The following is a 23,637-nucleotide window of genomic DNA, read 5'->3' as shown; positions in this document are numbered from 1 at the left end:
GCCCAGACGGCCTCGGGACCTCCTCTCCCACGCTCGCCGCGATCCCGCCCGGGAAAATGTGAAGCTGCGATGATCGCAGAAAATGAGTAAGCGTCCGGTCCCGAGGCGTCTTGATGGCTCGTGTAGGATCAGGGCTTTCTCGTCCACGAGGAGGCCCAGCCGATGCCGAAGACCCGTCGTCGCCGTGAAGAACGCGAGCAGTTCTGGCGGGACACGATCGCCGATTGGAAGACGTCTGGCAAATCGGTCCGGGCGTTCTGCGCTGCCCGCGGGGTCTCCGAGGCCACCTTCTTCGCCCGTCGTCGCGAACTCGCCAGCCGGGAGCAACCTCGTCGCCCGGAAGCACCGCCTCGGCCCCCGTCATTCGCCCCGGTACACATCATCCCCGAGCCTGTCGCCGAGGTCGTGCTGCCCTCCGGGTTGGTCGTCCGCGTCCCGATCGGGGTGGACGCCACAGCAGTCGCCCGGCTGGTCACCGCGCTCGGGGCCTCGCCATGCTGACCCTCGGGCTGACCGGCCGGATCTGGGTCTGCCTCCAGCCGCAGGACGGCCGCAAGAGCTTCGACGGCCTGGCCGCGGTGGTCACCGCGCACCTGGCCCGCGACCCGCTCAGCGGGGACCTGTTCGTGTTCCGGAACAAGCGCGGGGACCGGCTGAAGATCCTGGCCTGGCAGGGCGACGGTTTCACGCTGTACCTCCGCCGCCTCGAGAAGGGCACGTTCGCGTTCCCGGCTGCGGACGCCGTCGAGGTGGCGGTCACCCCGACCGAGCTGGCGATGATCCTCGGCGGGCTCGAACTCGGGGCGGTCAAGCGGCGGCCGCGGTTCGAACGCCAGGCCATTGAGTGACCTGACCGGGACTTCGGCGCGATCAGGGAACCCGCCCGATGGTTCGCTCGTACAATGGGCATGACGCCCATGCCCGCCCCCGAAACCGACCTCGCCGCCCTCCGGGCCGAGGTCGTGCACCTGCGGCGGGTGAACGATGAGCTGCTCGCCACGGTGGCCGAACTCCGGGCCACGATCGAGGGGCAGCAGGCGCAGATCGACAAGCTCGCCCGGTTGGCCTTCGGCCGCAAGTCTGAGAGGGTCGCTGGGCCGACCCTATTCGACCAGGTCCCCGACTCCGGCCCGCCCACACCGGCCGATTCGCCGCCCCTCCCGGGGCCACCGCCCACCTCCGCCAAGCCGCGCCGTCGCGGGCACGGCCGCCGGACGTTGCCGGCCGACCTGCCCCGGGAGCGGGTCGAGGTCGACCTGACCGAGGCGGAGAAGGCGTGTCCGAGCTGCCACCGGACGCGGGTCCGGATCGGCGCCGACGTGTCCGAGCGGCTCGACTACCGCCCGGCCTCGCTGTTCGTCCGACAGACCGTTCGGTTGACCTATGCATGTAGGTCGTGCGAACGGGCCGGTGAGGACGCCCGGGTGGGCCGGCCGCCCTTGCCGCCCGAGCCGATCCCCCGCGGGACGGCCGCGGCCGGGTTGCTCGCCCACCTGATCGTCTCGAAGTATTGCGACCACCTGCCGCTCTACCGCCAGGAGTCGATCCTCGCCCGGCTCGGGTGGGAGGTGACGCGGTCCACCCTGTGCGACCAGTTGACCACCTGTGCCGGGGTCCTGGGGCCGCTGTACCGGCTGATGTGCGACCGGGTCCGGGCGTCCGCCTCGCTGCACACCGACGACACCCTGGTGCCGCTGCTGGCCCCGCGGCGGACGGCCCACGCCTGGGTGTACGTCGGCGACGCGGCCAACCCGTACATCGTGTTCGACCTATCGGTCGGCCGGTCCCGCGACGCCCCGACCGCGTTCCTGAACGGGTACACCGGGTTCGTCCATGCCGACGGCTACGCCGGGTACAACCCGGTGTACGCGGCCGGCGCCCGGCACGTCGGGTGTTGGGCCCATGCCCGGAGGTACTTCTTCGACGCCCGGCTCTCGGACCCGGAGCGCAGCCACGACGCCCTGGCTCGCATCCGCGCCCTGTACGCGGTCGCTGACGATCGACAACGCCGCGGCCGAGCAGGCCATCCGACCCCTGTGCGTCGGCCGCCGGAACTGGCTGCATCTGGGCGGGGACGGCGGGTTACGAGTCGCGGCCGTGTTGCTGAGCATCGCCACATCCGTCAGGCGACACGCGCTCGACCCGTGGGCCTACCTGACGAACGTCCTGACGGAGTTGCCCGCCCGGCGGGCCGGGGCTGACCTGGGAGACCTGTTGCCGGATGCGTGGGCGAAGTCCCGCGGCGAGACCTACCGCCGAGCGGGTTGACGGCAACCGGCGGTCACTTCTTCTCGACATCCTTCCAGAACTCCGCGGCCGGCTTGTCGTTAATCTTCTCCAGCGTCTGTATGGAGCGGAGAATCTCTGCGTCTCGTTCGGGCTGGAAGTCGCAGGAGAGTTCTTTGAGAGGCATCCCGCGTAGCAGGGATAGGTCGGTGACCCTCGTGTTCTCGATGTGGAGGAGCGTCAGTTTCTTGCAGCCCTTGAAGTGAGCCAGCCCGGCATCGCTCACTTGGGTGCCATCCAGTCCGAGTTCCGTCAGGTCTTTGCAGTCCTTGAAGTGGGCTAATTCAGTGTCGGTGACCTGTGTTCCAGTCAGGATGAGGCTCATCAGTGCCTTGCAGTCCTTGAAGTAGACCATGCTGGCGTCGTCCACTTTCGTCCAGCCAAGGTTGAGGTGAGTAAGGCCCGTCAAGTTCATCCCCTTCAGCGGCGTCAAGTCGGCAAGCTGCCCGTTCCGACGCCAGTCGGGGGTAGGTGTGCCGCTGCAATCGAGCACCTGCAGGGCGTTGAAGACTCGGATCGGGGCGATGTCCGACACCTTGTCGGTGTTGATCCGCAATTCCGTGACGACGCCGCCCTCGATCTTGTGCTCCACCGTGCCGTCGAAGCCAGGGTTGCGCCGCACCAACTCCATGCGGACCTCCTCGACCTGCTCGGCGGCTGGCAGGGCGGCGATGCGCTGGACGTCGGCGTCGGTGAACGGAGCGACCGCCGGCGGCGTCTTCGCATCGGGGGAAGGGCCGATCCGAGGGACGCCGGCATTCACCCACCGCGCCCCCACGATCTTACCGTGCCGGCCGTTGCCCGAGGTGTCGTGTAGGACGTCGCCCGAGCCCTCGTCGAACCGGTAGAGCGCCATCGTGTTTCGGTCCGCGGTCAAGGGGGCGCTCGCGTCGTAATCGCCCGTGTACCGTGCCGTGTTCGAGATTCTCACTCCATACATCGTCCCGGCCCAGTCATAGCCGTTACCGTCGTTCGGCATTCCGCTCCCAGGACTCGTACCTAGTGAGATCTCTTCGGGACTCGGCTTGAATTGATCCTCAAAGGCGTTACGGGCAATCTGCTTTCCATCGACGAATAGCCGCAGGTTTTGGCCTTCGATAATCCCGGCCAACTTGATCGGTCGATTCAGGTAGCGGTCATCTCCCGGAGTGTAGGCGGTGACATAATTGGTCCCGATGAACGCGGAGAAATAGAACCCCTCCTTCGACGTCCCCAGGCCGAAGCCGGCCAGTTGCGTGCAGCCGACGATTTCGCTGTGGGAATGCTTCTTGTGAACCGGCCATTCGGTGATCCGAACCGTTGCTTCGACGGTCAAGGGCGTCGAGCCGTCGTACAGCAACGGGGTCGCGACGTAGTCGTTGACGCCGTCGAATTCCAGGGCGACCCGCTCCGGAGGGGCGTCATTGGGGCGACCGCCGTCCGGCCGGCCCCGGGGATCGCCGCCGTCCCTAATCCGGTCGGTCGTCGTCGACCCCCGGAACAGCTTCGTGACCCCTGTGGACTCTGTTACCCCAAGCGCGATCACGGGGAGCAACAAGGCGGCCGCCGCCGCGACCCGCTTCCGCTTCCCCGAGGACGCCGACTTCCGGCCGGGAATGCGGCTGAAATCCTCTAGCTTGGAGCTGGCCTTGAGCTGGGCCTCGCAGTCGGCGAGGAGGTCTGCCACTTCGCGGGCGGTCTGGAAGCGGCCGGCGGGGTCCTTGGCGTGCAGCGAGGCGATGATGTCGCACAGCCACTGCGGCGTCTCGGGGATGATCTCGCGGATGTCCCGCGGCGTATCCTCGGCGACGCGCTTCAACACCGCCACCACGTTGTTCGCGCGAAACGGCGGCCGGCCGGCCGCCATCTGGTAGAGCACGCTGCCGAGGCTGAACAGGTCGGCCCGCTGGTCGAGTGTCTCCCCCTTGGCCTGCTCCGGGGCCATGTACATCGGGGTGCCGGCGATGATCCCGCTCTGGGAGATGCTGGCGTCGTCGGCCGCCCGCGCCAGCCCGAAGTCGGTGATCCTCACCCGCCCGGCCCCGCCCTCCAGTAGGATGTTCCCCGGCTTGATGTCCCGGTGGATCAGGCCCTGCGCGTGGGCGGCGGCCAGTCCCTCGGCGATCTGACGGCCGACCCGCACCACCTCGGCCGGCTCGACGGGGCCGACGCGGTCGAGGCGCTGCTGCAGCGTCTCCCCGGGGATGAATTCCATCGCCAAGTAGGGCAGCGGTTGCTCGGAGACCTCGTACACCCGCACCACGTTCTCGTGCCGCACCTGGGCGGACGAGCGGGCCTCACGCAGGAACCGCTTGCGGGCCGGCGAGGTGGCGGCCAGTTGCGGGGCCAGCACCTTCACCGCCACCACCCGGTGCAGCACGTCGTCGAACGCGCGGAAGACGATCCCGAAGCCGCCCCGGCCGAGCACCTGGAGCACCTCGTAGTGGCCGATCCGGCCGAGCGAGTCGGGCCGGGTGGACGGCGCCAGGAACGTCAGCGGCTCGTCGCCGTCGCCGCGGTGGGCCTCGTCGCCGGGGAGGGTGGCGGCGTGGTGTTGCCCCGTGGAGGCGGAGTAGGCCAGGGTGGCGGCGAGGCCTGGGTCCGCGGCCGCGGCCGCGGGCGTGCCGAGGAAGCTGCCGGCCGGGTCGTGGGACCGGAGTAGCGCCTCGACCCGGGCACGGAGGTCGGCGTCCTCCCCGCACGCCCGGTCCAGGAACGCGGCACGGGCGGCCTCGTCCGGCAGCTCGGCCGCCTCGAGGAAGATCTCCTTGACGCGCTTCGGGTCGGTGGACATGGGCGCTCCTGGTTCGGGTCCACCCCCAATGCGAGAAACCCGGCCGATTGTCTCACGGAATCCGAAAAACGTCCGTCAGCCCGGCCCGGCCTCGGAGATGGCGTCTCGGAGCCAGGCGCGGGCGTAGGTCCAGTGCCGGTAAGTCGTCGCGCGGGAGAGGCCGAGGGCGGCGGCCGCGTCCTCGATCGACAGCCCGGCGAAGTGGCGAATCTCGATCACCCTGGCGGCGACGGGGTCCTCGGCGGCGAGGCGGGTGAGGGCCGCGTCCAGGGCGAGCAGTCGCTCGTCCGCGACCTCACGCTCGTCCGGGACGTCGCGCAACTCGACCCGTCGACGGTCGCCGCCGTGCTTTCGCGCCCGCTTCCGCCGGGCGGCGTCGACGAGAATGCGACGCATCGCCTCGGCGGCGGCGGCGAAGAAGTGGCCGCGGCCGTCCCAGCGGAGCCCTTCGGCCGGTCCGATCAGGCGGAGGTACGCCTCGTGGACCAGCGCCGTGGGCTGGAGGGTCTGATCCGGCGACTCGGACGCCAGGCGCGCGGCGGCGAGCCGGCGCAGCTCGTCGTAGACGAGCGGGAGCAGGTCGGCGGCGGCGCGGCGGTCCCCGGCGGCCGCGGCGTCGAGCAGGCGGGTCACCTCGGGCATGGAGATGAGTGTAACGGCGCCGGGCCCCCGCAGGGCGGGAAATCCGCCGCTGGGAAGCCGAACGACCCGTCACCGGACGCTTACGAAAATGAAAAACCTCCCTTGACGGGACATCCGTCCGTAATAGAAATAGTCAGCGGCGCTGACGGTCGGGCCCGCGGCGTATCCCGTGCCCCGATCCGGCCCGGGCCGTCCGGCGGACGTCCCCACGGCCCGGGCGCCGCCCGGCACGCGATCACCCCGGCCGCCCCCACTCAGGACAAGATGCAAGCAGATCATCCCGAAGAAGTTACGTCTCCCGACGGGCCGCCGATCGACCCCCGGCAGGGCCCGGCCCGGGAGCGGTTCGGCTTCCTGATGGCGATGGCCGCGCACCGCTTCCGGGCCCGGTTCGAGGAGGAGCTGGAGCCGATGGGCGTGCAGCTGAAGCACGTCGCGGTGCTGGCCACGATCGACCACTTCGGCCCGGTCGCCCAGCGTCGGCTCGGGGAGTCGGTCTGCATCGACCGGGCGTCGATGGTCGGCCTGCTGGACGAGATGGAGCAGCGCGGGCTCGTCCGCCGCCGGGACGACCCGGCCGACCGCCGGGCGCACCTGGTGCACCTGACCGACGAGGGCAAGGATCTCCTCCGACGGGCGAACGGCATGGTGGAGGGGGTCGAGGCCGAGTGCCTCGGCCCGCTCTCCCCGGCCGAGCGGGGGACGCTCAAGGACATGCTCCAGCGGATCGTGGATCCGGGCTCGTGGTCCGGGTTCGAGCACATCAACATCAAGGTCAGCGGCCGGGCGGCCGGCGGGGCGGAACTAGCCGCCCCGCCCCCCCCCTCGGGCCGAGTCGAGTCGTCGCCGGGCGGCGGCGGGGGGCGATCGCGATGATCGGGAGGCTGTTCCGCAACCTGCTGCTGCCGGGCCTGATCCTGGCCGCCGGCGTCGGCGTCTTCGCCGGGCTGGTGGCCTCCAAGGAGCCGCCGCAGCGCCAGCAACGCGACCGGCAAGTCCCCCGGGTCGAGGTGGTCCCCGTCTCGGCCGCCCCGGCCGGCGGCTTCGCCATCGAGGTCAACGGCACCGCCGTGCCCAAGCGCGAGGCCTCCCTCTCGGCCGAGGTCGCCGGCCGGGTGGTCGAGCGCACCGAGGCCTGCTGGGCCGGGCGGGCGGTCAAGCGCGGCGACCTGCTGCTGAAGCTCGACCCCCGCCCCCTGGAGATCCAGATCGAGACGTATCAGGCCGAGCTGGCCCAGGTGGCCGCCGACCTGGAGCAGCTCGACACCGAGATCGGCAACACCGAGGAGCTGGTCTCCCTGGCCGAGCAGGAGGTCGACCTCCGGCGCCGGGAGCAGCTCCGCGTCGAGCAGCTGATCTCCCGCAACGCAGCCTCCGCCTCCGACCGGGACGCCGCCGACGCCCAGGTGCTCACCTCCCGGCAGAACCTCCAGCGGCTGCAGAACGACCGCCGGATGTTCGCCAGCCGCCGGGCCCGGCTGGAGGCCCAGCGGCGCCGGATCCTGGCCACGCTCGACCAGGCGACCTACGACCTGGAGCGGGCGGTCATCTCCTCCCCCGTCGACGGCCGGATCGTCGAGGTCCTCGTCGAGCAGGACTCCTACTGCCGCCCCGGCGACCCGCTCTTGACCATCGAGGACACCTCCACCATGGAGGTCCGCTGCTCCCTGCAGCTCGAGGACCTCTACTGGCTGGCCGGCGGCGACGACCCGCTCGACCACGCCGGGGACGACCCCTACTCGATCCCCCGGGCCGGGGCCGAGATCTCCCACGCCATCGCCGGCCGGGAGTCGACATGGGAGGGGGTGCTCTCCCGGTTCGAGGGGGGCGGCATCGACGAGCGGACCCGCACGGTCCCCTGCCGGGTCGAGGTGCCCGCCCCCGACGGCCTGCGCCGGGGCATGTTCGTCTCCGTCACCTTCCGGGGCATCGACCCCCGGATCCCCCTGCTCTCGATCCCCCGGTCGGCCTTCCGGCCCAACGACGAGATCTGGCTCGTCGAGGGCGGCCGGCTGGCGATCCACCGCGTCGAGCCGGTCCGGGTGCTGGAGGACTCGGTCATCGTCCGGGGGGACGGCCCCGGCGACCCGATCCCCCCCGGTGCCTCGCTGGTCGTCTCCCCGCTCGACGCCCCGGTCGCCGGGATGGAGGTCGCGATCGCCGGGGAGGTCCCCGCCGCCCCCGTCGCCTCGGCCGACCCCGGGTCGGAGCGTCGCTGAACGACCACGGATCGCGTCTTCGACCTCCCCGGCCCGGAGTCCGACCCTCGCCCCCGCCTGCGGGGGAGCGGGTGGCCGGAGGCCGGGTGAGGGGGGACCGGCCGACGCTCAAGGCCCTGCGTCCGACGCACCGACCCCTCACCCCGACCCTCTCCCCGCTCGCGGGGAGGGGGGGACGGACGGCGCCCCCGAGTTCGTCGAACCCCGAGTGTCCTCGGCCGTCCGCCAGTCGTCGGCCATGCCCACTCCTCCCCAAGGAGCCCCCGCGGTGAAATCGATCGTCCAGTGGGTCGTCCGCAACGGCCCGGCCGTCAACACGCTGATGGCCGCCGTGGTCCTGGTCGGCGTGGTGTCGCTGCTGGGGCTGAAGAAGGAGCTGTTCCCCGAGTTCCAGCTCGAGATCGTCACGATCACCGTCCCCTACCCCGGCGCCAGCCCGGCCGAGGTCGAGGAGGGCATCTGCCAGAAGATCGAGGAGGCGATCCGGGCCGTCGACGGCATCAAGAAGATCTCCGCCACCGCCTCCGAGGGCATGGGCTCCGTGGTCGCCGAGCTGCGGAGCAACGTCGGCGACCCCCAGAAGGCGCTCAACGAGATCCGCTCCGAGGTCGACCAGATCCCCAGCTTCCCGCTGCTGGCCGAGGACCCCGACGTCAAGCTGCTCACCTTCCGGGAGCCGGCCATCCGGGTCGCCGTCTTCGGCGGCAGCCCGGCCCCGGAGGGGCTCGACGCCGAGGCCCTCCGCGAGTGGCAGCTCCGGGAGGACCTCCAGCTCCGGGACCTGGCCGAGCGCGTCCGGGACGACCTGCTGGAGCTGCCCGGCGTCTCGCTCGTCGAGATGCTCTCCGTCCGGGACTACCAGATCGACGTCGAGATCCCCGAGGAGACGCTCCGGCGCCACAACCTCAGCCTCCAGCAGGTCGGCGCCATCGTCCGCCGCGAGAACATCGAGCTGCCGGCCGGCGAGATCAAGGCCCGGTCCAGCGAGTACCTCGTCCGGGGCAAGAACAAGCGGCTCACCGGCGACGAGATCGCCGAGCTCCCCCTGCTCACCCGGCCCGACGGCGCCGTGCTCCGCGTCGACGACCTGGGCACCGTGCACGACGGCTTCACCGACGACGCCCGACGCTCCTGGATCTCCTTCCCCACCCCGCTGACCGACCCCGAGGTCGCCTCGTCGGCGGTCGGCGAGGAGCGGTCGTCGATCGTCCTGATGGTGCAGAAGACCCGGGCCGAGGACCTCATCGAGATCGTCGCCCAGGTCCGCGAGTTCGTCGGCGGGCTGCGACTGCCCCCCGGCTACCACGCCGAGATCTTCGACGACCAGTCGATCCTCGTCCAGGAGCGGCTGGAAACGCTCACCTCCAACGCCCTGCAGGGCCTGGCGCTGGTCTTCGTCGTGCTCGCCCTGTTCCTGGAGCTGCGGCTGGCCTTCTGGGTGGCGATGGGCATCCCGGTGGCCATCGGCGTCTCGTTCATCGTCATGGGCGTCGCCGGCGTGTCGCTGAACATGGTCTCCACCTTCGCCTTCCTGCTGGCGCTGGGGATCGTGGTCGACGACGCCATCGTCGTGGGGGAGAACATCTACCGCCACCGGGAGATGGGCAAGTCCCCCGTCCGGGCCGCGATCGACGGCGCCGGGGAGGTCTCCGGGCCGGTGCTGGCCTCGGTGGCGACGACGATCTTCGCCTTCGTGCCGATGTTCTTCGTCTCCGGCACGCTCGGCAAGATCATCTACATCATGCCGATCGTCGTCTGCTCGATGCTGCTCGGCTCGCTCGGCGAGAGCCTGCTGATCCTGCCCAACCACCTGTCGCACCGCCGGGCGCCGATCCTCGGCGTGATCGGCCGGGTGCTGACCTGGCTGCTGACCCCGCTGTTCGCCTGGGTCTGGCTCGTCCGCGCCTTCCGCTCCCGGCGGGCCGAGGCCCGAGAGGCCCGGCGGGAGAACCCGGTGGTCGCCGCCTACCACGGGCTGCGGACCGGCGTCGACGGCGGCCTCCGCTGGTTCATCGAGAACGCCTACGAGCGGGGCCTCCGCATGGCGCTGAGGGCCCCGGTGGCCTTCGTCTCGGCGATGATGGCGATCATGATCGCCTCCTTCGGCCTGGTCGCCAGCGGGCTGGTCCCCTTCGTCGTCTTCCCCGAATTCGACTCGAACTTCATCACCGCCAACGTCACCTTCCCCGCCGGCACCCCGGCCGGCGTGACCGACGAGGCCACCCGCCGGATCGCCGGCGAGATCGCCCGCCTCCACGCCGAGATCGCCGAGGACACCGGCCGGCCCCCGGTCCGGACCATCTCCCGGTCCGTCGGCTACGCCGAGACCGCCGGCGGCGGCGGGCCGGGCGCGTCGATGTCCGTCAGCGGCTCGAACATCGGCATGGTCTTCGTCGAGATGGTCGGCGGCCAGGAGCGGCCCATCAGCAGCTTCGAGCTGGTCAACGCCTGGCGGGAGGCCTCGCTGCCCCGCCTCTCCGGCTACGACGAGATCAAGTTCGGCGCCGGCGAATCCGGCCCCGGCGGCAAGCCGATCGAGTTCCAGCTCGTCGGCAAGGACATGGACGGCCTGGAGGCCGTGGCCGAGCGCTGCAAGGCCCGGCTCGGCGAGTACGAGGGCATCTTCGACATCGCCGACGACTCCAAGCCCGGCAAGCCCGAGATCCAGCTCCGCGTCAAGCCCTCGGCCGAGGCCCTGGGGATCGACACCAACGCCCTGGCCCAGACCGTCCGCTCCACCTTCTACGGCGAGGAGGTCATGCGGCTGCAGCGCGGCCGGCACGAGGTGAAGCTGATGGTCCGCAACCCGCCCGAGCAGCGGGCCAGCCTCGCCGACCTCCGCGAGATCCGCATCCGGACCGACGCCGGCGGCGAGGTCCCGCTGGAGGAACTCGCCGCCGTCGACGTCCGTCGCGGCTACTCCTCCATCAACCGGATCGACCAGCAACGCTCCGTCACCGTCACCGCCGACGTCGACGAGGCCGCCGCCAACGCCCGGGAGATCACCCAGGACCTCCAGCAGAACTTCCTCCCCGCCCTGCTCGCCGACTACCCCGACGTCCGGGTCCGCTGGGAGGGACAGGAACGCGAGACCCAGGAGTCCTTCAGCAGCCTGCTGGTCGGCTTCGTCATCGCGATCTTCGCCATGTTCGTGCTGCTGACGGCGCAGTTCCGCTCGTACCTGCAACCGCTGTTCATCCTGATCATCGTCCCCTTCGGCCTGGTCGGGGCCATCTGGGGGCACCTGGTCATGGACCTGCCGCTGACGCTCTTCAGCTTCTTCGGCCTGGTGGCGCTGTCGGGCGTGATCGTCAACGACTCGATCGTGCTGATCGACTTCATCAACGCCTTCGTCGCCGAGGGGAACCCCGTCCGGGTCGCCCTGCGGGAGGCCGGCAAGCGCCGCTTCCGCCCCGTGCTGCTCACCTCGCTGACGACCGTGGTCGCCCTGGTGCCGCTGATGGCCGAGAAGAGCCTGCAGGTCCAGGTGCTCATCCCGATGGCCACCAGCCTCGCCTTCGGCCTCGGCTTCGGCACGGTCGTCGTGCTGTTCCTCGTCCCCAGCCTCTACGCCATCTACGCCGACATCCTCGACGCCCTCGGCCGTCCCATCACCGACGACCACCACCTCGAGGACGAGCTGCCCCTCTCGGCCGACCCCGGCGACGGCCACGTCGGCTCGGACTCCGACTCCGACTCCGACCCCGGGGCCGGCTCCCCCGGCGGGCCCTCCCCCGCCCGGGAGCCGGTCCACGCCGCCCCCGACGACCCGGTCCGATCCCCCGGGGGCGCCTGACCCGCCGCCCTCCCCCGTCGCATCGCCGAGGCCGCCCCTCCCCCGAGGCCGGGGCGAGTTCCGATCCGACCCCCTCTCCCCACTCGTGGGGAGAGGGCCGGGATGAGGGGTCGGTGGACGGGACGCAAGGCGCGGCGCGTCGTCCGGGCCCCCCGCCTCGCCCCGCCTCGCGGACTCCCTCCCCTCCCCCCTTGCCCTCCTCCCGGTAAAATGAAGGCGGGGCACCCCGGAGACCCGACGACGCCCCTCCGACCGACCACCGACCGGCGAACCGGCCGTCAGCACGACCGCCTGACCGATCGAGGATGCACCATGTCTTCCAAGAACATCCCGTCCGCCGAGCTGCTCGAATCGGTCCACCCCTTCCCCGGCTCGTATCAGATCCGGGCGATCGGCTCGGCCGAGGACGACTTCGAGGCCCGCGTGGTCGCCGCCGTCCAGGAGGAACTCGCCGGGCCCGGCGAGGTCGACCATTCCTCCCGATTCACCAAGGGCGGCCGCCACGTCTCCGTCACGCTCGACATCACCGTGCAGTCCGCCGAGCAGGTCCGCGCCATCTACACCCGGATCCACACCGTCCCCGGCCTCTGCCTCCTCTTCTGATCCCGACCGGCCGGGGAAGCTCCCCGCCCCCCGACGCGACGCCTGGCCCCGCCCCCGGCCCCCCGCCGGGCCCGGGGCCCGGCCCCCCGCGGGGCCCGGGGCCCGGCCCTCCGGACGCCCCCCGGGCCCGGTCCTCCGGCCCCCGGAATCCGGCATCCCCCCCGATTGACCCGCCTCGCCCCCCGCCCGTAAGCTCGAATGTTCGATTGAACGCGCCCCCACCCCGTCCGGCCCCCGGGCGGCGGCCCGGGGCGGCCAATCGCCCGGGCGACCGGGCGAGCGACCGACCGAGCGACCGCCAGGCGAAGGCCACGCGATGACCGACCCCGCCCCGACGCTTCAGCCCGAGCACGTCGACCTGTCCCAGGCCGACGACCCGAGGGACGTCGTCCACCGCGCCGTGGCCTGCCTGGCCGGCGGCGGGGTCGTCGGCCTGCCCACCGGGGCCGGCTACGCGCTGGCCGCCTCGGCCCTGCTGCCCGAGGCGCTGCGCCGGATCGGCTCGGCCCTGGCGACGGCCCCGACGCCGGGCGGGCCCGCCCCGGCCCTCCGGATCTGCCTCCGGTCCGGCGGCGAGCTGCCCGACTGGGCCACCGAGGCGCCCCGGTCGGCCCGACGGCTCGCCTCCCGGGCCTGGCCGGGCCCGCTGGTGCTCCGGCTCTCGCAGGGGGTCGACGCCGGGCTCGCCGGCCGGCTGCCGGAGGGGTCCCGGTCGGCCCTGGTCGGCCCCGACGGCTCGATCGCCCTCTGCTGCCCCGACCACCCCTTCATCGAGCACCTGACCCGCCTGCTCGCCGGCCCGATCGCCCTGGCCTGCCCGACCGGGCCCGACGGCAAGCCGGTCGCCTCCGCCCCCGCCCTGGCCGCCCTCAGCTCCCCCGCCCTGCTGGTCGACGACGGCCCCCCCTACGACCCCGCCGGCCCCACGGTCCTCGCCTTCGAGGCCGACGCGGACACCGGGGTCGACGCCTTCCAGGTCCTCCGCCCCGGCCCCTACGACGACCGGACGCTCCGGCAGCTCTCCAGCACGATCGTCCTGTTCGTCTGCACCGGCAACACCTGCCGCAGCCCGATGGCCGAGGCCCTGTTCCGGGCCATGCTCGCCGACCGCCTCGGCTGCCCGCCCGAGGACCTCGAATCCCGGGGGTGGCTGGTCCTCTCCGCGGGCCTCTCCGCCGCGCACGGCTCCCCCGCCGCCGCCAACGCCGCCGAGGTCGTCCGGGCCCTCGGCGGCTCCCTCGCCTCCCACTCCAGCCGACGCCTCACCCCCGAGCTCGTCCGGGCCGCCGACCACCTCGTCGTCATGACCCGGGACCACCTCGACTCCCTGCTCCACCACGCCCCCGACTGCGCCCCCCGCGCCCGCCTGCTCGACCCCGAGGGCTTCGACATCGACGACCCCGTCGGCCTCGACCTCGCCACCTACCGCGCCACCGCCGAGTCCATCCGACGCCACCTCGCCCCCCTGCTCGACGAGCTGGCCCCCTGAGCCCGCCTCGTCGACCCGACCGGCGGCACCACGGGGAACAGGCGTCCGAGGAGCCGAGGCGATCGGCCTTGCCCGAACGACGTCACAGCCGCCGGCCGGCCCACCCCGAGAGCAGGCCGCCGCCCGTCGCGACGGCGAGGATGAGCAGCCCGAGGGCGGCCCGCTCCAGGTAGAGGAAGGAGTCCGCGACGCCCCACCAGACGACCCTCGCGTCTCCCGTGACCTCGCGATACAGGTCGAGGAACCTTCGCAGGGTGCGAGGATCGTTGTTGAAGGGGGACGAGAGCGTCGCGGCCACGAACCCGACCGCGAGGAAGCCGTAGTCGCACGGGCGGAGTGGCCACCGCAGGACCAGGAGGCGAATCAATACCAGGTTGAGCAGGACGAGGAAGACCGCGATCGCTGGGATCGTGAGCATCGGCATCACGCCGCGGAACATCGCCAGGTCGATCGCGACGACGACCGCCAGTCCCATCCAACTGCCCACCCCGATGCGCACTCCGGCCACGAGTCTGCTCCCGGTCGAGGGCTCGAATCATCGACTTGGTGGATGAGTTGAATGACGCCCCTCGCCGCTTCGCCGCCCGGACAACACGTCGTCCGGGGCACCCGGCGGGGTTCGCCTTCGCAACTTGCCCGGCTTCACCATTACGAAGAACGCCGACGCCGAGAGGGCCAGGGCTGCGAACGCTAGCGAGAACTGGAAGATCGGCAGCCAAACGGGGCGGCTCGGGCGAGGCAAGAGCATCCGATCGGGGTGGTGGACCCCGTCCCGGCCGGGGAGGCCCCAGAGCCAGACCGCCCCGTCCTGGCCGCAGGAGGCGAGCCACGCCCCGTCGGGGGAGAAGGAGACGGCCCAGACCGAATTCTGGACCCGAGGCTCGGCCAAGTCGACCTCCGCCATCAGGTTGCGGACCGCGTCACCGTAGGGGTCCGGCCGATGCCGATGGCCCCCGAATACGGCCACCGGCCGCCCACCCATCGCCTCCCGAACGGTGACGGTCTCCTCGTCGTCGCCGATGGCGATCAGGCGGCCGTCGGGGGAGAAGGCAACGCTGCGGGCCCCGCGGGACGGGACCGTGGAGACGACCCGATCGCCGTCGAGGTCGACGAGGCTGATGCCCCCGGCGCGGCCCGAGGCACGAGACGCCAGGACCGCCCGATCGGGCGCGAAGGCGATGGGCTCGTCGTGGGCGAGCAGCGAGGTCGGCCTCAGCGGTCGCGCCGTCTCCAGGTCCCAAAGGCCCACGCCTCCCGCACCCAGCCCCCCGGCCACCGCTAGGACGCGGCCATCGTGCGAGATCGCCAGCCCGTTGATCGGGGAGCGGTGCCCGCGGTCGAATCGCATGCGTTCCCGACCCGTCGCCACGTCCCACAGGATCGCCCGACCATCGGATGCCCCCGCGACGAGCGTGTCGCCGTCGGGCAGGAAGGCGAGCCCGCGGACCGGGGTCGAGTGCCCGTCGAAGGAGCGGAGGACCCCTCCGGTCGTCGGGTCCCGCAGCTGGACCGTCCCATCCCATCCGCCGGTCGCCACGGCGGACCCGCCGGGCGCGTAGGCCAGGGAGAGCGGCCGATCCGGCACGATCGCCGATGCGACCCGCCGGCCCGTCGCCACGTCCCAGATCCAAAGCCGCCCCGTCCCATCGGGCTCGCCCTCCGAGACGGCCGCCACCCGATCGCCCCTCGGCGAGAACGCCACCGCGTAGGCGGCTCGGCGCCCGGGGCGGGCCGCGAACTCGGCCCAGATGAGGGTCGCCAGGCACGCCGCCGCCCCGAACGTGAGCCCCACGCTCATGCCCCTCCGAGCCATCATGCCCCTCCGAATCGGGGTGGTCACCGGCCTCGGCCGAGGCGGGACGGGGAATCCCACGACAAAAGTAAGACTGTAACGAGTGCGGCATCGCGCGACAAGCAACGGGGGGTGATGATCCCTCGGCCTCGGCGGCCGGGCGGGTGGCCGGGGCGACGCGTAGCGTGCCCCGGCCACTCGCCGAATCACGGCGGGGGGCGTCGTCCGAGTGACTGCCGGGGGCGTTTCCCTCGATAGTACTGGAGAGGGCCCGTCGCCGCCCCGGAGGGGGCGGGGTCCGTCGATCGGGCGGGGAGGGCGAGGATGGTCGGTCGGGCGAAGCGAGAAACCGAGGGGGGAATGGGTGCCGATCGCCCGGCAGGGCGGGACGGGGCCGCTGCCCGTGCGCGCCGGGCCGTCGGCTTCGGCGCGATGGGCCGACCGCCCGGGCCGATCGGGGGACCGCCGGAGCCCTGGCGGTGCGCCGCGACGGAGCGAACCCATTTCGTCGGCGCAACCCCTTGCCCGGCCTCGGACTCTCGATTTTGCGGCGCGCGCACCGGCCCGATCCCGGCCGGGTCCGAGCCCGGCGGGTGGCCGAGGCAAAGCGAAGCGTGCCCCGGTGGGCAACGTCTCGCGATCCCGGGGTACGCTTCGCTTTGCCCCGGCCACCCAGGGCCATCCGTCGGCGTCGGGCCGAGGCGCGGGTCGGGCCGGTGCGCTTCGCGGAGCGAACCCATTTTGTTGGCGCAACTCCTTTCCAGGCCTCAAATTTTCGATTTTTCGGCGCGCGCACCGGCCGCGTCCCGGCCCCGCACCGGTCAGCCCCGACCGGCCCGGATGGCCTCCATCCGGTCGGCCACCCGGGCGGCGGTGGCCTCGGGGGGCTCGTCGTCGGGGACGGGGAGCAACTCCACCTCATCCAGGCCCCGGAACCAGGTCATCTGCCGCTTGGCGAACTGCCGGGTCCGGGCCTGGATCCGCGCGATCGCCTCGGCCTCGGTGGCGACCCGGCCGGCGAGCAGGTCGACCACCTCGCCATATCCCACGCCCTGCGACGGCACCGGGTGCAGCGGCCGGGGGGCCTCGACCAGGCGTCGGACCTCGTCCACCAGCCCCTCGGCGAACATGAGTCCGACCCGGCGGTCGATGCGCCCTCGGAGTTCGCCCCGGGGGCGGTCCAGGGCGATCACGGGGACCTCCGGGGGGGCGGGGCGGTCGTGCTCCCGCTGCTGGTCGCTCAGGGGGAGGCCGGTGGCGAGGACCACCTCCAGGGCCCGGATCACCCGGCGTCGGTCGTTCGGGTGGAGCCGGGAGGCGGCGGGGGGATCGAGCCCGGCGAGCCGGTCGTGCAGCGCGGCGTCGCCGAGGCGATCGGCCTCGAACTCCAGCTCGGCCCGGAGGGCGGGGTCGGCCGGGGGGCCCTCGAAGAGCCCCCGGAGCAGGGCCTTCAGGTACATCGGCGTCCCGCCGACGAACAGGGGGATCCGCCCCCGGGCCTCGACGTCGAGCACCGCCGCCGACGCCCGGTCCCGGTACCAGGCCACGCTGGCCGACTCCCAGGGGTCGAGCACGTCGATCAGGTGGTGCGGCACCCCCCGACGCTCGGCCTCGGTGGGCTTGGCCGTGCCCACTTCCATCCCCCGGTACAGGGTCATCGAGTCCAGCGCGATCACCTCCGCGCCCCATCGCTCGGCCAGGGCCACGCCCACGGCCGTCTTGCCCGAGGCGGTCGGGCCGGTCAGGTACCGGGCGCGATGCAGCGGTCCGGTCACTCGGGTTCCTCGCCTCCCGGGTCGGGGGCGTGTTGCCCCGGATCAACGGCGTGTCCCCGGCGTCGGCCCCCGGCGAGGAGGGCCGTTCGCCGTCGGTTGACTGGGGATTTGGCCGACTGCTAGCATACCTTGGCCCTGCCGCCGGTCCAATCGCCGGGCCCGACAGGCCGCCCGCCCGTCGCCGTCGCCCCGTCCCGGAGCCCCGGACGCCCCCCCTTCGACTCGCATCCCGACCCGCACCCCGCCCCTCCAGGAGCGCCCCGATGCTCGAGAGCCTGCAGACCGGCGACACGTCGCCCTATGCGAACTACCTGCTGGCGTTCGCGTCGGCGTTCGCCTTCCTGTGCATCGCCCTGGCGTTCCGGCTCGGCCGTCGGGAGCGGGCCTGGGTCGTCTCGGGGGCCTTGCTGGTGCTGGTCGCCGGGGTGGTGGTCGCGTCGCTCGCCGGCCCGGGGAGGAACAGCGTGGTGAACCTGGTCCGCGAGGACCGGTTCGAGACGGTCGCCGGCGGGCTCAGCGGCCTGCTGGCGGCGCTGGCGGTGCTCGGGGGGGTCGGCTCCCGGCTCGGCAAGGTCGCCGGCTACGTGCTCTGCCTGGGGGTCGTCGGCTTCTGCACGATGAACATGGCCAAGGACGCGATCAAGGGCGCGGTCAAGGGGATGCTCGGCCGGGGGTCCTGGGGCGCCCCCGCCTCGCCGGGCTCGGCCGCCGTCGGCGAGGGGGTCCGGATGGAGGAGTACGCCTCGCTGGAGCTGACGCCCTTCTGCATGGCCCGGGGGCCCGACGGGGCGCTCTACGTCGGCGGGGTGCAGGACGACATCTACTGGAAGGGGGTCGTCGCCCGGATCGACCGCGAGACGCCCGACGGGCCGGCGACCGAGACCCTGGTGGCCGACCACCTGGTCCGCCCCCACGGCATCGCCTTCCACGACGGCGACCTGTTCGTGGCGCGGACCGGCCAGGTGGCCGACGCCGAGAAGGGCCGGATGGTCTACCGCTCGACCGGGGCCGTCACCCGGCTGACCGACACCGACGACGACGGCAAGTACGAACTCTACGAGGACGTCCTCGACGAGCTGCCCGGGGCCTTCGGCGTGCACCAGACCTCGGCGATCGCCTTCGACGACGACGGCCGGATGTACGTCTCCGTCGGCGCCGCCGAGGACCACAGCCCGGTGATCGAGCCCCACGAGGGGACGATCCTCCGGGCCCGGCCCGACGGCTCGGAGCTGGAGGTCTTCGCCCGGGGGGTCCGCAACCCCTACGCGCTCACGTTCGGCCCCGGCGGCGAGCTGTTCTGCACCGACAACGACGCCGACGAGCTGAACCGGGGGGACGTCGTCTACCAGGTCCGCCAGGGGGACCACCTGGGCTTCCCGTATACCCAGCTCGTCGCCGGGCCGGAGATCGAGGGGGTGGTGCCCCCGCTCTTCATGCCCGGCGGCGGCGAGGTGCTCGAGGGGCTGGTCTACGCCCCCCCCGGCAGCCTCCCCGACGGGTTCGACGACTGCTTCTACGTCGCCTCGCTCTGGGGGGGGCACGTCAAGCGGCTCGTCCTGGAGCCCGGCGAGGAGGGCGGCCGATACCGGGTCGCCCGGGCCGACCGCCTCTTGGACGTCCAGTTCCCGCTGGACCTGGTCGTCGACGCCGAGGCGCAGGCGCTCTACGTCATGGCCGGCTACGAGGAGAAGAAGATCTACAAGGTCACCTTCGACGGGGAGGGCCGGTGATGCGAGGCCCCGCGATCTCGACGGCCGCCGCCGTGCTCGTGGTCGGCACCCTCACGCTGGGGGGCTCCTCGGCCTTCTTCCCGCCGACGGCGATGCGGATCAACCTGAACCACGGCAAGGCGACCTTCAACCGCCACTGCGCCAGCTGCCACACCGTCTCCGAGGAGGGGGGTTCGCGCCGGGCCCCCCCGCTGCACCGGATCGGCGAGGTGGCCGGCACCCGGGTCTCCGGCCAGGGGCCGGAGCAATACATCCTCACCTCGATCACCAGGCCCGACGCCTTCCTCGTCGAGGGGGCCACCGGGGTGATGCCGGCGAACATCGCCGCCGGGCTGTCCCGGGCCGAGCTCATCGACCTGGTCGCCTACCTCTCGACCCTGGGGGGGGAGTTCCGCCCCGGCACGCTCGTCGGCCTGGACTGGGAGCTGCCCGAGGGGATGGAAGCCGGCCGGGGCACCCTGCGCCTCGACTCGATCGAGCGGGGCCGGCAGCTCTTTTTGGGCGAGGGCAACTGCTCCACCTGCCACGACCTGAGGAAGGACATCTTCGGCAACGACCTGATGGCCCCCTCGCTCGCCAGGGCCGGACGCCTGTCCCGGGAGGACCTGGAGCAGGCGCTGCTCGACCCCAGCCGGCACCTGGTCGAGGGGTATGAGACCTGGATGGTCGCCGTCGACGGGGTCGTGCACTCGGGCCTCAAGGCCTCGGGCCGGGACGGCAAGATCCGCCTGGTCGCCGTCGACGAGCAGGGCGGCCCCGAGCTGCTGGAGTTCGACCCCGAGGAGCTGGAGGAGCTGGACGACGAGGGCCGGACGATGGTCCCGGTCGAGGCCTCCCGGATGCCCCCCGTCGGCGAGGTCCTCGAGCCGGGGGAGATCGAGGCGCTGCTGGACTTCCTGATGACCCTGCGCTGACCCGGCCGGGGGGCGGGCGAGGAAGGGCCTTGCGGGCGCCGCCGGGGTGTGCTCGACTGGACGAGGGTCGGGCACGAGCGGCCTTCCTGCTGCTCTCCTTCTCCCGCAGCCATCGTGTCGTGCGACGGGGTCAGCCGGCGGAGCCCAGCAGCCCCCCCGGCCCCCCGCGGAACCATCCGCCGCCGTGCCCGCCCGACCGAGCGAGGCACCTCCCATGGCATCCGTCCCGACCGCCCCCCCGGCGCCCGCAACGCGTCGAGGAGGATCGACCGCGCCCCCGACCGTCAACGACCTGGCCATCCGGGTCGGCACCGTCAACGGCTCGGGGAGCCAGTCGTCGAACCTCGTCCTGCTGCGGGCGCTCAATCACATGGGCATCCCCTGCAGCGGCAAGAACATCTTCCCCTCCAACATCGAGGGCCTGCCCACCTGGTTCCACCTCCGGGCCAGCGGCAAGGGCTACGTCGCCCACCGGCACGACGTCTCCATCCTCGTCTGCATGAACGAGCAGACCGCCGCCGACGACCTCCGCCTCGTCCCCCCCGGCGCCGTGGTGATCGCCCGGGACGACTTCAAGGAGGAACTCGACGGCCTCCGGGACGACATCCAGCTCATCCGGGCACCCTTCCAGCGCCTCGTCGAGGAGGCCTATCCCAGCGACGGCACCAAGGGCTATCGGGAGAAGTTGCGCAAGGTCATCAACATGGTCTACGTCGGCGTGGTCGCCCGGGTCGCCGGCATCGAGATGGAGTCGGTCGAGCACGGCATCCGCCGGGAGTTCCCCGGCCGCAAGGCCAAGGCCGGCGAGATCAACATCGCCGCCGCCCGGGCCGGGTTCGACTGGGCCTCCGAGCACCTCGAAGGCGAGCGCTTCCCCTGCCGGCTCGAGCGGATGGACGCCACCTCCGACAAGCTGCTGATCGACGGCAACCGGGCCGCCGCCCTCGGCGCCGTCTTCGGCGGGGCCAGCGTGATGACCTGGTACCCGATCACCCCGTCGAGCAGCCTGGCCGAGGCCGCCGAGGACTACCTCAAGCGGACCCGGACCCGCCCGGACGGCTCGCACCCCTTCGCCGTCGTCCAGGCCGAGGACGAGCTGGCGGCCGTCGGCATGATCGTCGGCGCCGGCTGGGCCGGGGCCCGGGCGATCACGGCGACCGCCGGGCCGGGCATCTCGCTGATGAGCGAGTTCGTCGGCCTGGCCTACTTCGCCGAGATCCCGATCGTCATCGTCGACGTCCAGCGGATGGGGCCCAGCACCGGGCTGCCCACCCGGACCAGCCAGGGGGACGTGCTGAAGCTCCACCAGCTCGGCCACGGCGACTGCCGGCACCCGGTGCTCATCCCCGGCTCGGTCAAGGAGTGCTTCGAGCTGGCCGGCATGGCGCTGGACCTGGCCCAGGACTTCCAGACGCCCGTCTTCGTGGCCTCGGATCTCGACCTCGGCATGAACCTGTGGCTGACCGACCCGTTCGAGTACCCGGGCGCGCCGATCCGCCGGGGCAAGGTGCTCGACGCCGGGGACCTGGAGCGGCTCGGCCACTTCGCCCGCTACAAGGACGTGGACGGCGACGGCGTCTGCTACCGCACGCTTCCCGGCACCGAGCACCCGCTGGCCGCCTACTTCACCCGGGGGACCGGCCACAACGAGAGTTCCGGCTACAGCGAGCGCCCCGACGACTGGACGAGGAATCTCGACCGCCTCTCCCGGAAGCTGGAGACCGCCCGGGCCGCCCTGCCCCGGCCGGTCGTCTCGCTGGAGGCCGGGGCCAAGGTCGGCCTGATCGCCTACGGCTCCTCCGACCCGGCGGCGATCGAGGCGAGGGACCTGCTCCGCGAGGCCGGCATCCCCGCCTCCTACTGCCGGATCCGGGCCCTGCCGGCCAGCGACGCCGTGGCCGAGTTCGTCTCCAGGCACGATCGCGTCTACGTCATCGAGCAGAACCGGGACGCACAGCTGTTCAGCCTGCTCCGGTCCACGCTGGAGGGGAACCTGGACGACCGCCTCTACGCGGTCACCCACTACAGCGGCATCCCCCTGGCGGCCGCCGACGTCGTCCGGCCCGTGGTCGACTGGGAGCGCAACTTCATGGAGCACCACACCCCCGCCGCCCAGGCCTCGCCGCCGTCCCCCGAGGACGACGGCGGGCCCGTCGTCTCGACCGAATAGGAGGGGCGGTCCCCCGGGCCCCGGACGGGTCGCGTCCCGCCCCCCCCCCACTCGCGGGGAGGGGGCCCGGGTGAGGGCCTTCGAGTGATCGCCACACCTCGCAAGTCCTCCGATCCCCCTCACCCGGGCTCCGCCCACCCTCTCCCCCGAGGACGGGGGCGAGGGTCCGATCCGACCCCCTCTCCCCACGAGTGGGGAGAGGGTTGGGGTGAGGGGTTCCGGACCGACGCCGGGTCCTGCGAAGCGTCGCCGACTCCTCGCCGGGAATCCAGCAGCATTCGCCGAGAGATTGATCTATAACCCGCATCCCATCGATCCCCCGTCGGAGTCCCTCCCATGTCCCGAGCCGAGGCCACCGTGCCGGTCCACTCCGGCGACCGCACCTTCGAGCTTCCCCTGCTCGCCTTCCAGGGCTCGCCGTCGACGCTCTGCAAGGGCTGCGGCCACAACAGCATCACCAGCGCCCTGATCGACGCGAGCAAGGCCCTGGGCATCAACCCGTACCAGGCGGTCAAGCTCAGCGGGATCGGCTGCTCCAGCAAGACGCCGGCCTACTTCCTCAATTACAGCCACGGCTTCAACACCCTGCACGGCCGGATGCCGTCGGTGGCCACCGGGGCGGCGCTGGCCAATCGCGAGCTGACGGTAGTGGGCATCAGCGGGGACGGCGACACGGCCAACATCGGCCTCGGCCAGTTCAAGCACGCCTGCCGGCGCAACCTGCCGATGGTCTACCTGGTGGAGGACAACGGCTGCTACGGGCTGACCAAGGGGCAGTTCTCGGCCACCGCCGAGTTCGACGCCCCGCTCCGGCGGGCCTCCGGCGAGCGGAACCCCAGCGCCCCGTTCGACCTCTGCCTGGAGGCGATCGCCGCGGGGGCGACCTTCGTCGCCCGCTCCTTCGCCGGCGACCGCAAGCAGCTCGGCGCCCTGCTCCGGGCCGCCCTGGCCCACCGGGGGACGGCCTTCCTGGACGTCATCAGCCCGTGCGTGACCTTCAACGATTTCCCCGAGAGCCGCAAGGGCTGGGACTGGGCGAAGTCGCACGAGGAGCCGCTCCAGGACCTCGGCTTCGTCCCCCACTTCGAGCCGATCGAGGTCGAGCAGTCCGCCGGCGAGGCGACCCGGGTGCAGATGCACGACGGCTCCTGGATCACCCTCCGCGCCCTGAACCACGCCGAGCACGACGTCCGGGACCGCGCCTCGGCCCTCCGACTCCTGATGGACGGCCGAGAGGCCGACGAGTTCCTCACCGGCCTGCTCTACGTCGACCCCGACCGCCCCGACTTCGTCGCCGCCCAGCGGCTGACCGAATCGCCGTTGTCCCGGCTCGGCGACGAGGACCTCCGCCCGTCCCGGGAGGCGTTCCGGGAGATCCTGGACGAGCTGTGACGGACCCGGGGGCGGGGTCGGCCGCCCGCCCCCGGAGACCGTCATCCGTCATCGGC

At 72.3% G+C, this 23,637-nt stretch carries 17 protein-coding genes and 1 pseudogene; 13 read left to right on the top strand and 5 right to left on the bottom strand.

The annotated features are described in order from the left end of the window. Positions 1-162: 162 nt before the first annotated feature. The 4 genes and pseudogenes from tnpA to ElP_RS41200 all read left to right on the top strand — a co-directional run bounded on the left by tnpA (position 163) and on the right by ElP_RS41200 (position 2,268). On the top strand, positions 163-501 hold the full coding sequence (gene tnpA, locus ElP_RS15230; protein WP_145270669.1) for an IS66 family insertion sequence element accessory protein TnpA: 339 nt from the start codon (positions 163-165) through the stop codon (positions 499-501). Continuing rightward, on the top strand, positions 495-848 hold the full coding sequence (gene tnpB, locus ElP_RS15225; protein ID WP_145270667.1) for an IS66 family insertion sequence element accessory protein TnpB: 354 nt from the start codon (positions 495-497) through the stop codon (positions 846-848). The genes tnpA and tnpB overlap by 7 nt, the downstream gene beginning before the upstream one ends. Before the next feature lie 54 nt (positions 849-902). Further along, positions 903-1,997: pseudogene (gene tnpC, locus ElP_RS38125) on the top strand (IS66 family transposase); the annotation flags it as partial. Beyond that, positions 1,903-2,268: a transposase domain-containing protein gene (locus tag ElP_RS41200; RefSeq protein WP_145270665.1), complete on the top strand. Its 366-nt coding sequence runs from the start codon at positions 1,903-1,905 to the stop codon at positions 2,266-2,268. The pseudogene tnpC and the gene ElP_RS41200, both read left to right, overlap by 95 nt. Before the next feature lie 13 nt (positions 2,269-2,281). Here the strand turns inward: ElP_RS41200 and ElP_RS38120 are convergent, their stop codons facing one another. Beyond that, on the bottom strand, positions 2,282-5,059 hold the full coding sequence (locus ElP_RS38120; RefSeq protein WP_197447002.1) for a protein kinase domain-containing protein: 2,778 nt from the start codon (positions 5,057-5,059) through the stop codon (positions 2,282-2,284). Between the two features lie 75 nt (positions 5,060-5,134). Continuing rightward, complete coding sequence (locus ElP_RS15210; RefSeq protein WP_145270663.1) at positions 5,135-5,701, bottom strand: ECF-type sigma factor; 567 nt, start codon at positions 5,699-5,701, stop codon at positions 5,135-5,137. Positions 5,702-5,965: 264 nt separating this feature from the next. Between ElP_RS15210 and ElP_RS15205 the strand changes: the two genes are divergently transcribed. The 5 genes from ElP_RS15205 (at position 5,966) to ElP_RS15185 (ending at position 13,808) form a co-directional block, all read left to right on the top strand. Beyond that, positions 5,966-6,577 carry a MarR family winged helix-turn-helix transcriptional regulator gene (locus ElP_RS15205; protein ID WP_145270661.1) on the top strand — a complete coding sequence of 204 codons (612 nt, stop codon included), beginning with the start codon at positions 5,966-5,968 and terminating at the stop codon, positions 6,575-6,577. Next, on the top strand, positions 6,574-7,920 hold the full coding sequence (locus ElP_RS15200; RefSeq protein WP_145270659.1) for an efflux RND transporter periplasmic adaptor subunit: 1,347 nt from the start codon (positions 6,574-6,576) through the stop codon (positions 7,918-7,920). The genes ElP_RS15205 and ElP_RS15200 overlap by 4 nt, the downstream gene beginning before the upstream one ends. Positions 7,921-8,188: 268 nt before the next feature. Then, positions 8,189-11,716 carry an efflux RND transporter permease subunit gene (locus tag ElP_RS15195; protein WP_197447001.1) on the top strand — a complete coding sequence of 1,176 codons (3,528 nt, stop codon included), beginning with the start codon at positions 8,189-8,191 and terminating at the stop codon, positions 11,714-11,716. A gap of 312 nt (positions 11,717-12,028) precedes the next feature. Then, on the top strand, positions 12,029-12,319 hold the full coding sequence (locus ElP_RS15190; protein WP_145270657.1) for a YbeD family protein: 291 nt from the start codon (positions 12,029-12,031) through the stop codon (positions 12,317-12,319). A 316-nt stretch (positions 12,320-12,635) separates the two neighbouring features. Next, on the top strand, positions 12,636-13,808 hold the full coding sequence (locus ElP_RS15185; RefSeq protein WP_145270655.1) for an arsenate reductase/protein-tyrosine-phosphatase family protein: 1,173 nt from the start codon (positions 12,636-12,638) through the stop codon (positions 13,806-13,808). Between the two features lie 82 nt (positions 13,809-13,890). Here the strand turns inward: ElP_RS15185 and ElP_RS15180 are convergent, their stop codons facing one another. The 3 genes from ElP_RS15180 to miaA form a co-directional block, all read right to left on the bottom strand. Then, a complete protein-coding gene (locus ElP_RS15180; RefSeq protein ID WP_145270653.1) occupies positions 13,891-14,316 on the bottom strand; it encodes a hypothetical protein in 426 nt (141 codons plus the stop codon). Positions 14,317-14,343: 27 nt separating this feature from the next. Next, a complete protein-coding gene (locus tag ElP_RS15175) occupies positions 14,344-15,600 on the bottom strand; it encodes a WD40 repeat domain-containing protein (RefSeq protein WP_197447000.1) in 1,257 nt (418 codons plus the stop codon). A gap of 821 nt (positions 15,601-16,421) precedes the next feature. After that, entirely contained in the window at positions 16,422-17,375 is a 954-nt protein-coding gene (gene miaA, locus ElP_RS15170; protein WP_145270649.1) for a tRNA (adenosine(37)-N6)-dimethylallyltransferase MiaA, read from the bottom strand. 263 nt (positions 17,376-17,638) lie between these two features. Between miaA and ElP_RS15165 the strand changes: the two genes are divergently transcribed. The 4 genes from ElP_RS15165 to ElP_RS15150 all read left to right on the top strand — a co-directional run bounded on the left by ElP_RS15165 (position 17,639) and on the right by ElP_RS15150 (position 23,581). After that, positions 17,639-19,105, top strand: a complete 1,467-nt coding sequence (locus ElP_RS15165; RefSeq protein WP_145270647.1) for a PQQ-dependent sugar dehydrogenase — start codon at positions 17,639-17,641, stop codon at positions 19,103-19,105. After that, positions 19,105-20,019 (top strand): c-type cytochrome, encoded by a 915-nt coding sequence (locus ElP_RS15160; RefSeq protein WP_145270645.1) that lies wholly within the window; start codon positions 19,105-19,107, stop codon positions 20,017-20,019. The genes ElP_RS15165 and ElP_RS15160 overlap by 1 nt, the downstream gene beginning before the upstream one ends. Positions 20,020-20,233: 214 nt before the next feature. Then, positions 20,234-22,189 (top strand): 2-oxoacid:acceptor oxidoreductase subunit alpha, encoded by a 1,956-nt coding sequence (locus ElP_RS15155; RefSeq protein ID WP_145270643.1) that lies wholly within the window; start codon positions 20,234-20,236, stop codon positions 22,187-22,189. A gap of 336 nt (positions 22,190-22,525) precedes the next feature. Continuing rightward, positions 22,526-23,581 carry a thiamine pyrophosphate-dependent enzyme gene (locus ElP_RS15150; RefSeq protein WP_145270641.1) on the top strand — a complete coding sequence of 352 codons (1,056 nt, stop codon included), beginning with the start codon at positions 22,526-22,528 and terminating at the stop codon, positions 23,579-23,581. Positions 23,582-23,637: the final 56 nt, after the last annotated feature.

The sequence above is a fragment of the Tautonia plasticadhaerens genome (genome assembly GCF_007752535.1).
GTDB classification, from domain to species: Bacteria; Planctomycetota; Planctomycetia; order Isosphaerales; family Isosphaeraceae; genus Tautonia; species Tautonia plasticadhaerens.
Note: the sequence above shows the minus strand (reverse complement) of the source record. Positions and strands in the feature narration are given on the sequence as shown.

Excerpts from the sequence above, each read along its gene's own strand:
- ElP_RS41200 (WP_145270665.1), top strand. The coding sequence starts at position 1,903 with ATGCCCGGAGGTACTTCTTCGACGCCCGGCTCTCGGACCCGGAGCGCA.
- ElP_RS15190 (WP_145270657.1), top strand. The coding sequence starts at position 12,029 with ATGTCTTCCAAGAACATCCCGTCCGCCGAGCTGCTCGAATCGGTCCAC.
- ElP_RS38120 (WP_197447002.1), bottom strand. The coding sequence starts at position 5,059 with ATGTCCACCGACCCGAAGCGCGTCAAGGAGATCTTCCTCGAGGCGGCC.
- ElP_RS15205 (WP_145270661.1), top strand. The coding sequence starts at position 5,966 with ATGCAAGCAGATCATCCCGAAGAAGTTACGTCTCCCGACGGGCCGCCG.
- ElP_RS15200 (WP_145270659.1), top strand. The coding sequence starts at position 6,574 with ATGATCGGGAGGCTGTTCCGCAACCTGCTGCTGCCGGGCCTGATCCTG.
- ElP_RS15155 (WP_145270643.1), top strand. The coding sequence starts at position 20,234 with ATGGCATCCGTCCCGACCGCCCCCCCGGCGCCCGCAACGCGTCGAGGA.
- ElP_RS15210 (WP_145270663.1), bottom strand. The coding sequence starts at position 5,701 with ATGCCCGAGGTGACCCGCCTGCTCGACGCCGCGGCCGCCGGGGACCGC.
- ElP_RS15150 (WP_145270641.1), top strand. The coding sequence starts at position 22,526 with ATGTCCCGAGCCGAGGCCACCGTGCCGGTCCACTCCGGCGACCGCACC.
- ElP_RS15160 (WP_145270645.1), top strand. The coding sequence starts at position 19,105 with ATGCGAGGCCCCGCGATCTCGACGGCCGCCGCCGTGCTCGTGGTCGGC.
- tnpB (WP_145270667.1), top strand. The coding sequence starts at position 495 with ATGCTGACCCTCGGGCTGACCGGCCGGATCTGGGTCTGCCTCCAGCCG.
- tnpA (WP_145270669.1), top strand. The coding sequence starts at position 163 with ATGCCGAAGACCCGTCGTCGCCGTGAAGAACGCGAGCAGTTCTGGCGG.
- ElP_RS15185 (WP_145270655.1), top strand. The coding sequence starts at position 12,636 with ATGACCGACCCCGCCCCGACGCTTCAGCCCGAGCACGTCGACCTGTCC.
- ElP_RS15165 (WP_145270647.1), top strand. The coding sequence starts at position 17,639 with ATGCTCGAGAGCCTGCAGACCGGCGACACGTCGCCCTATGCGAACTAC.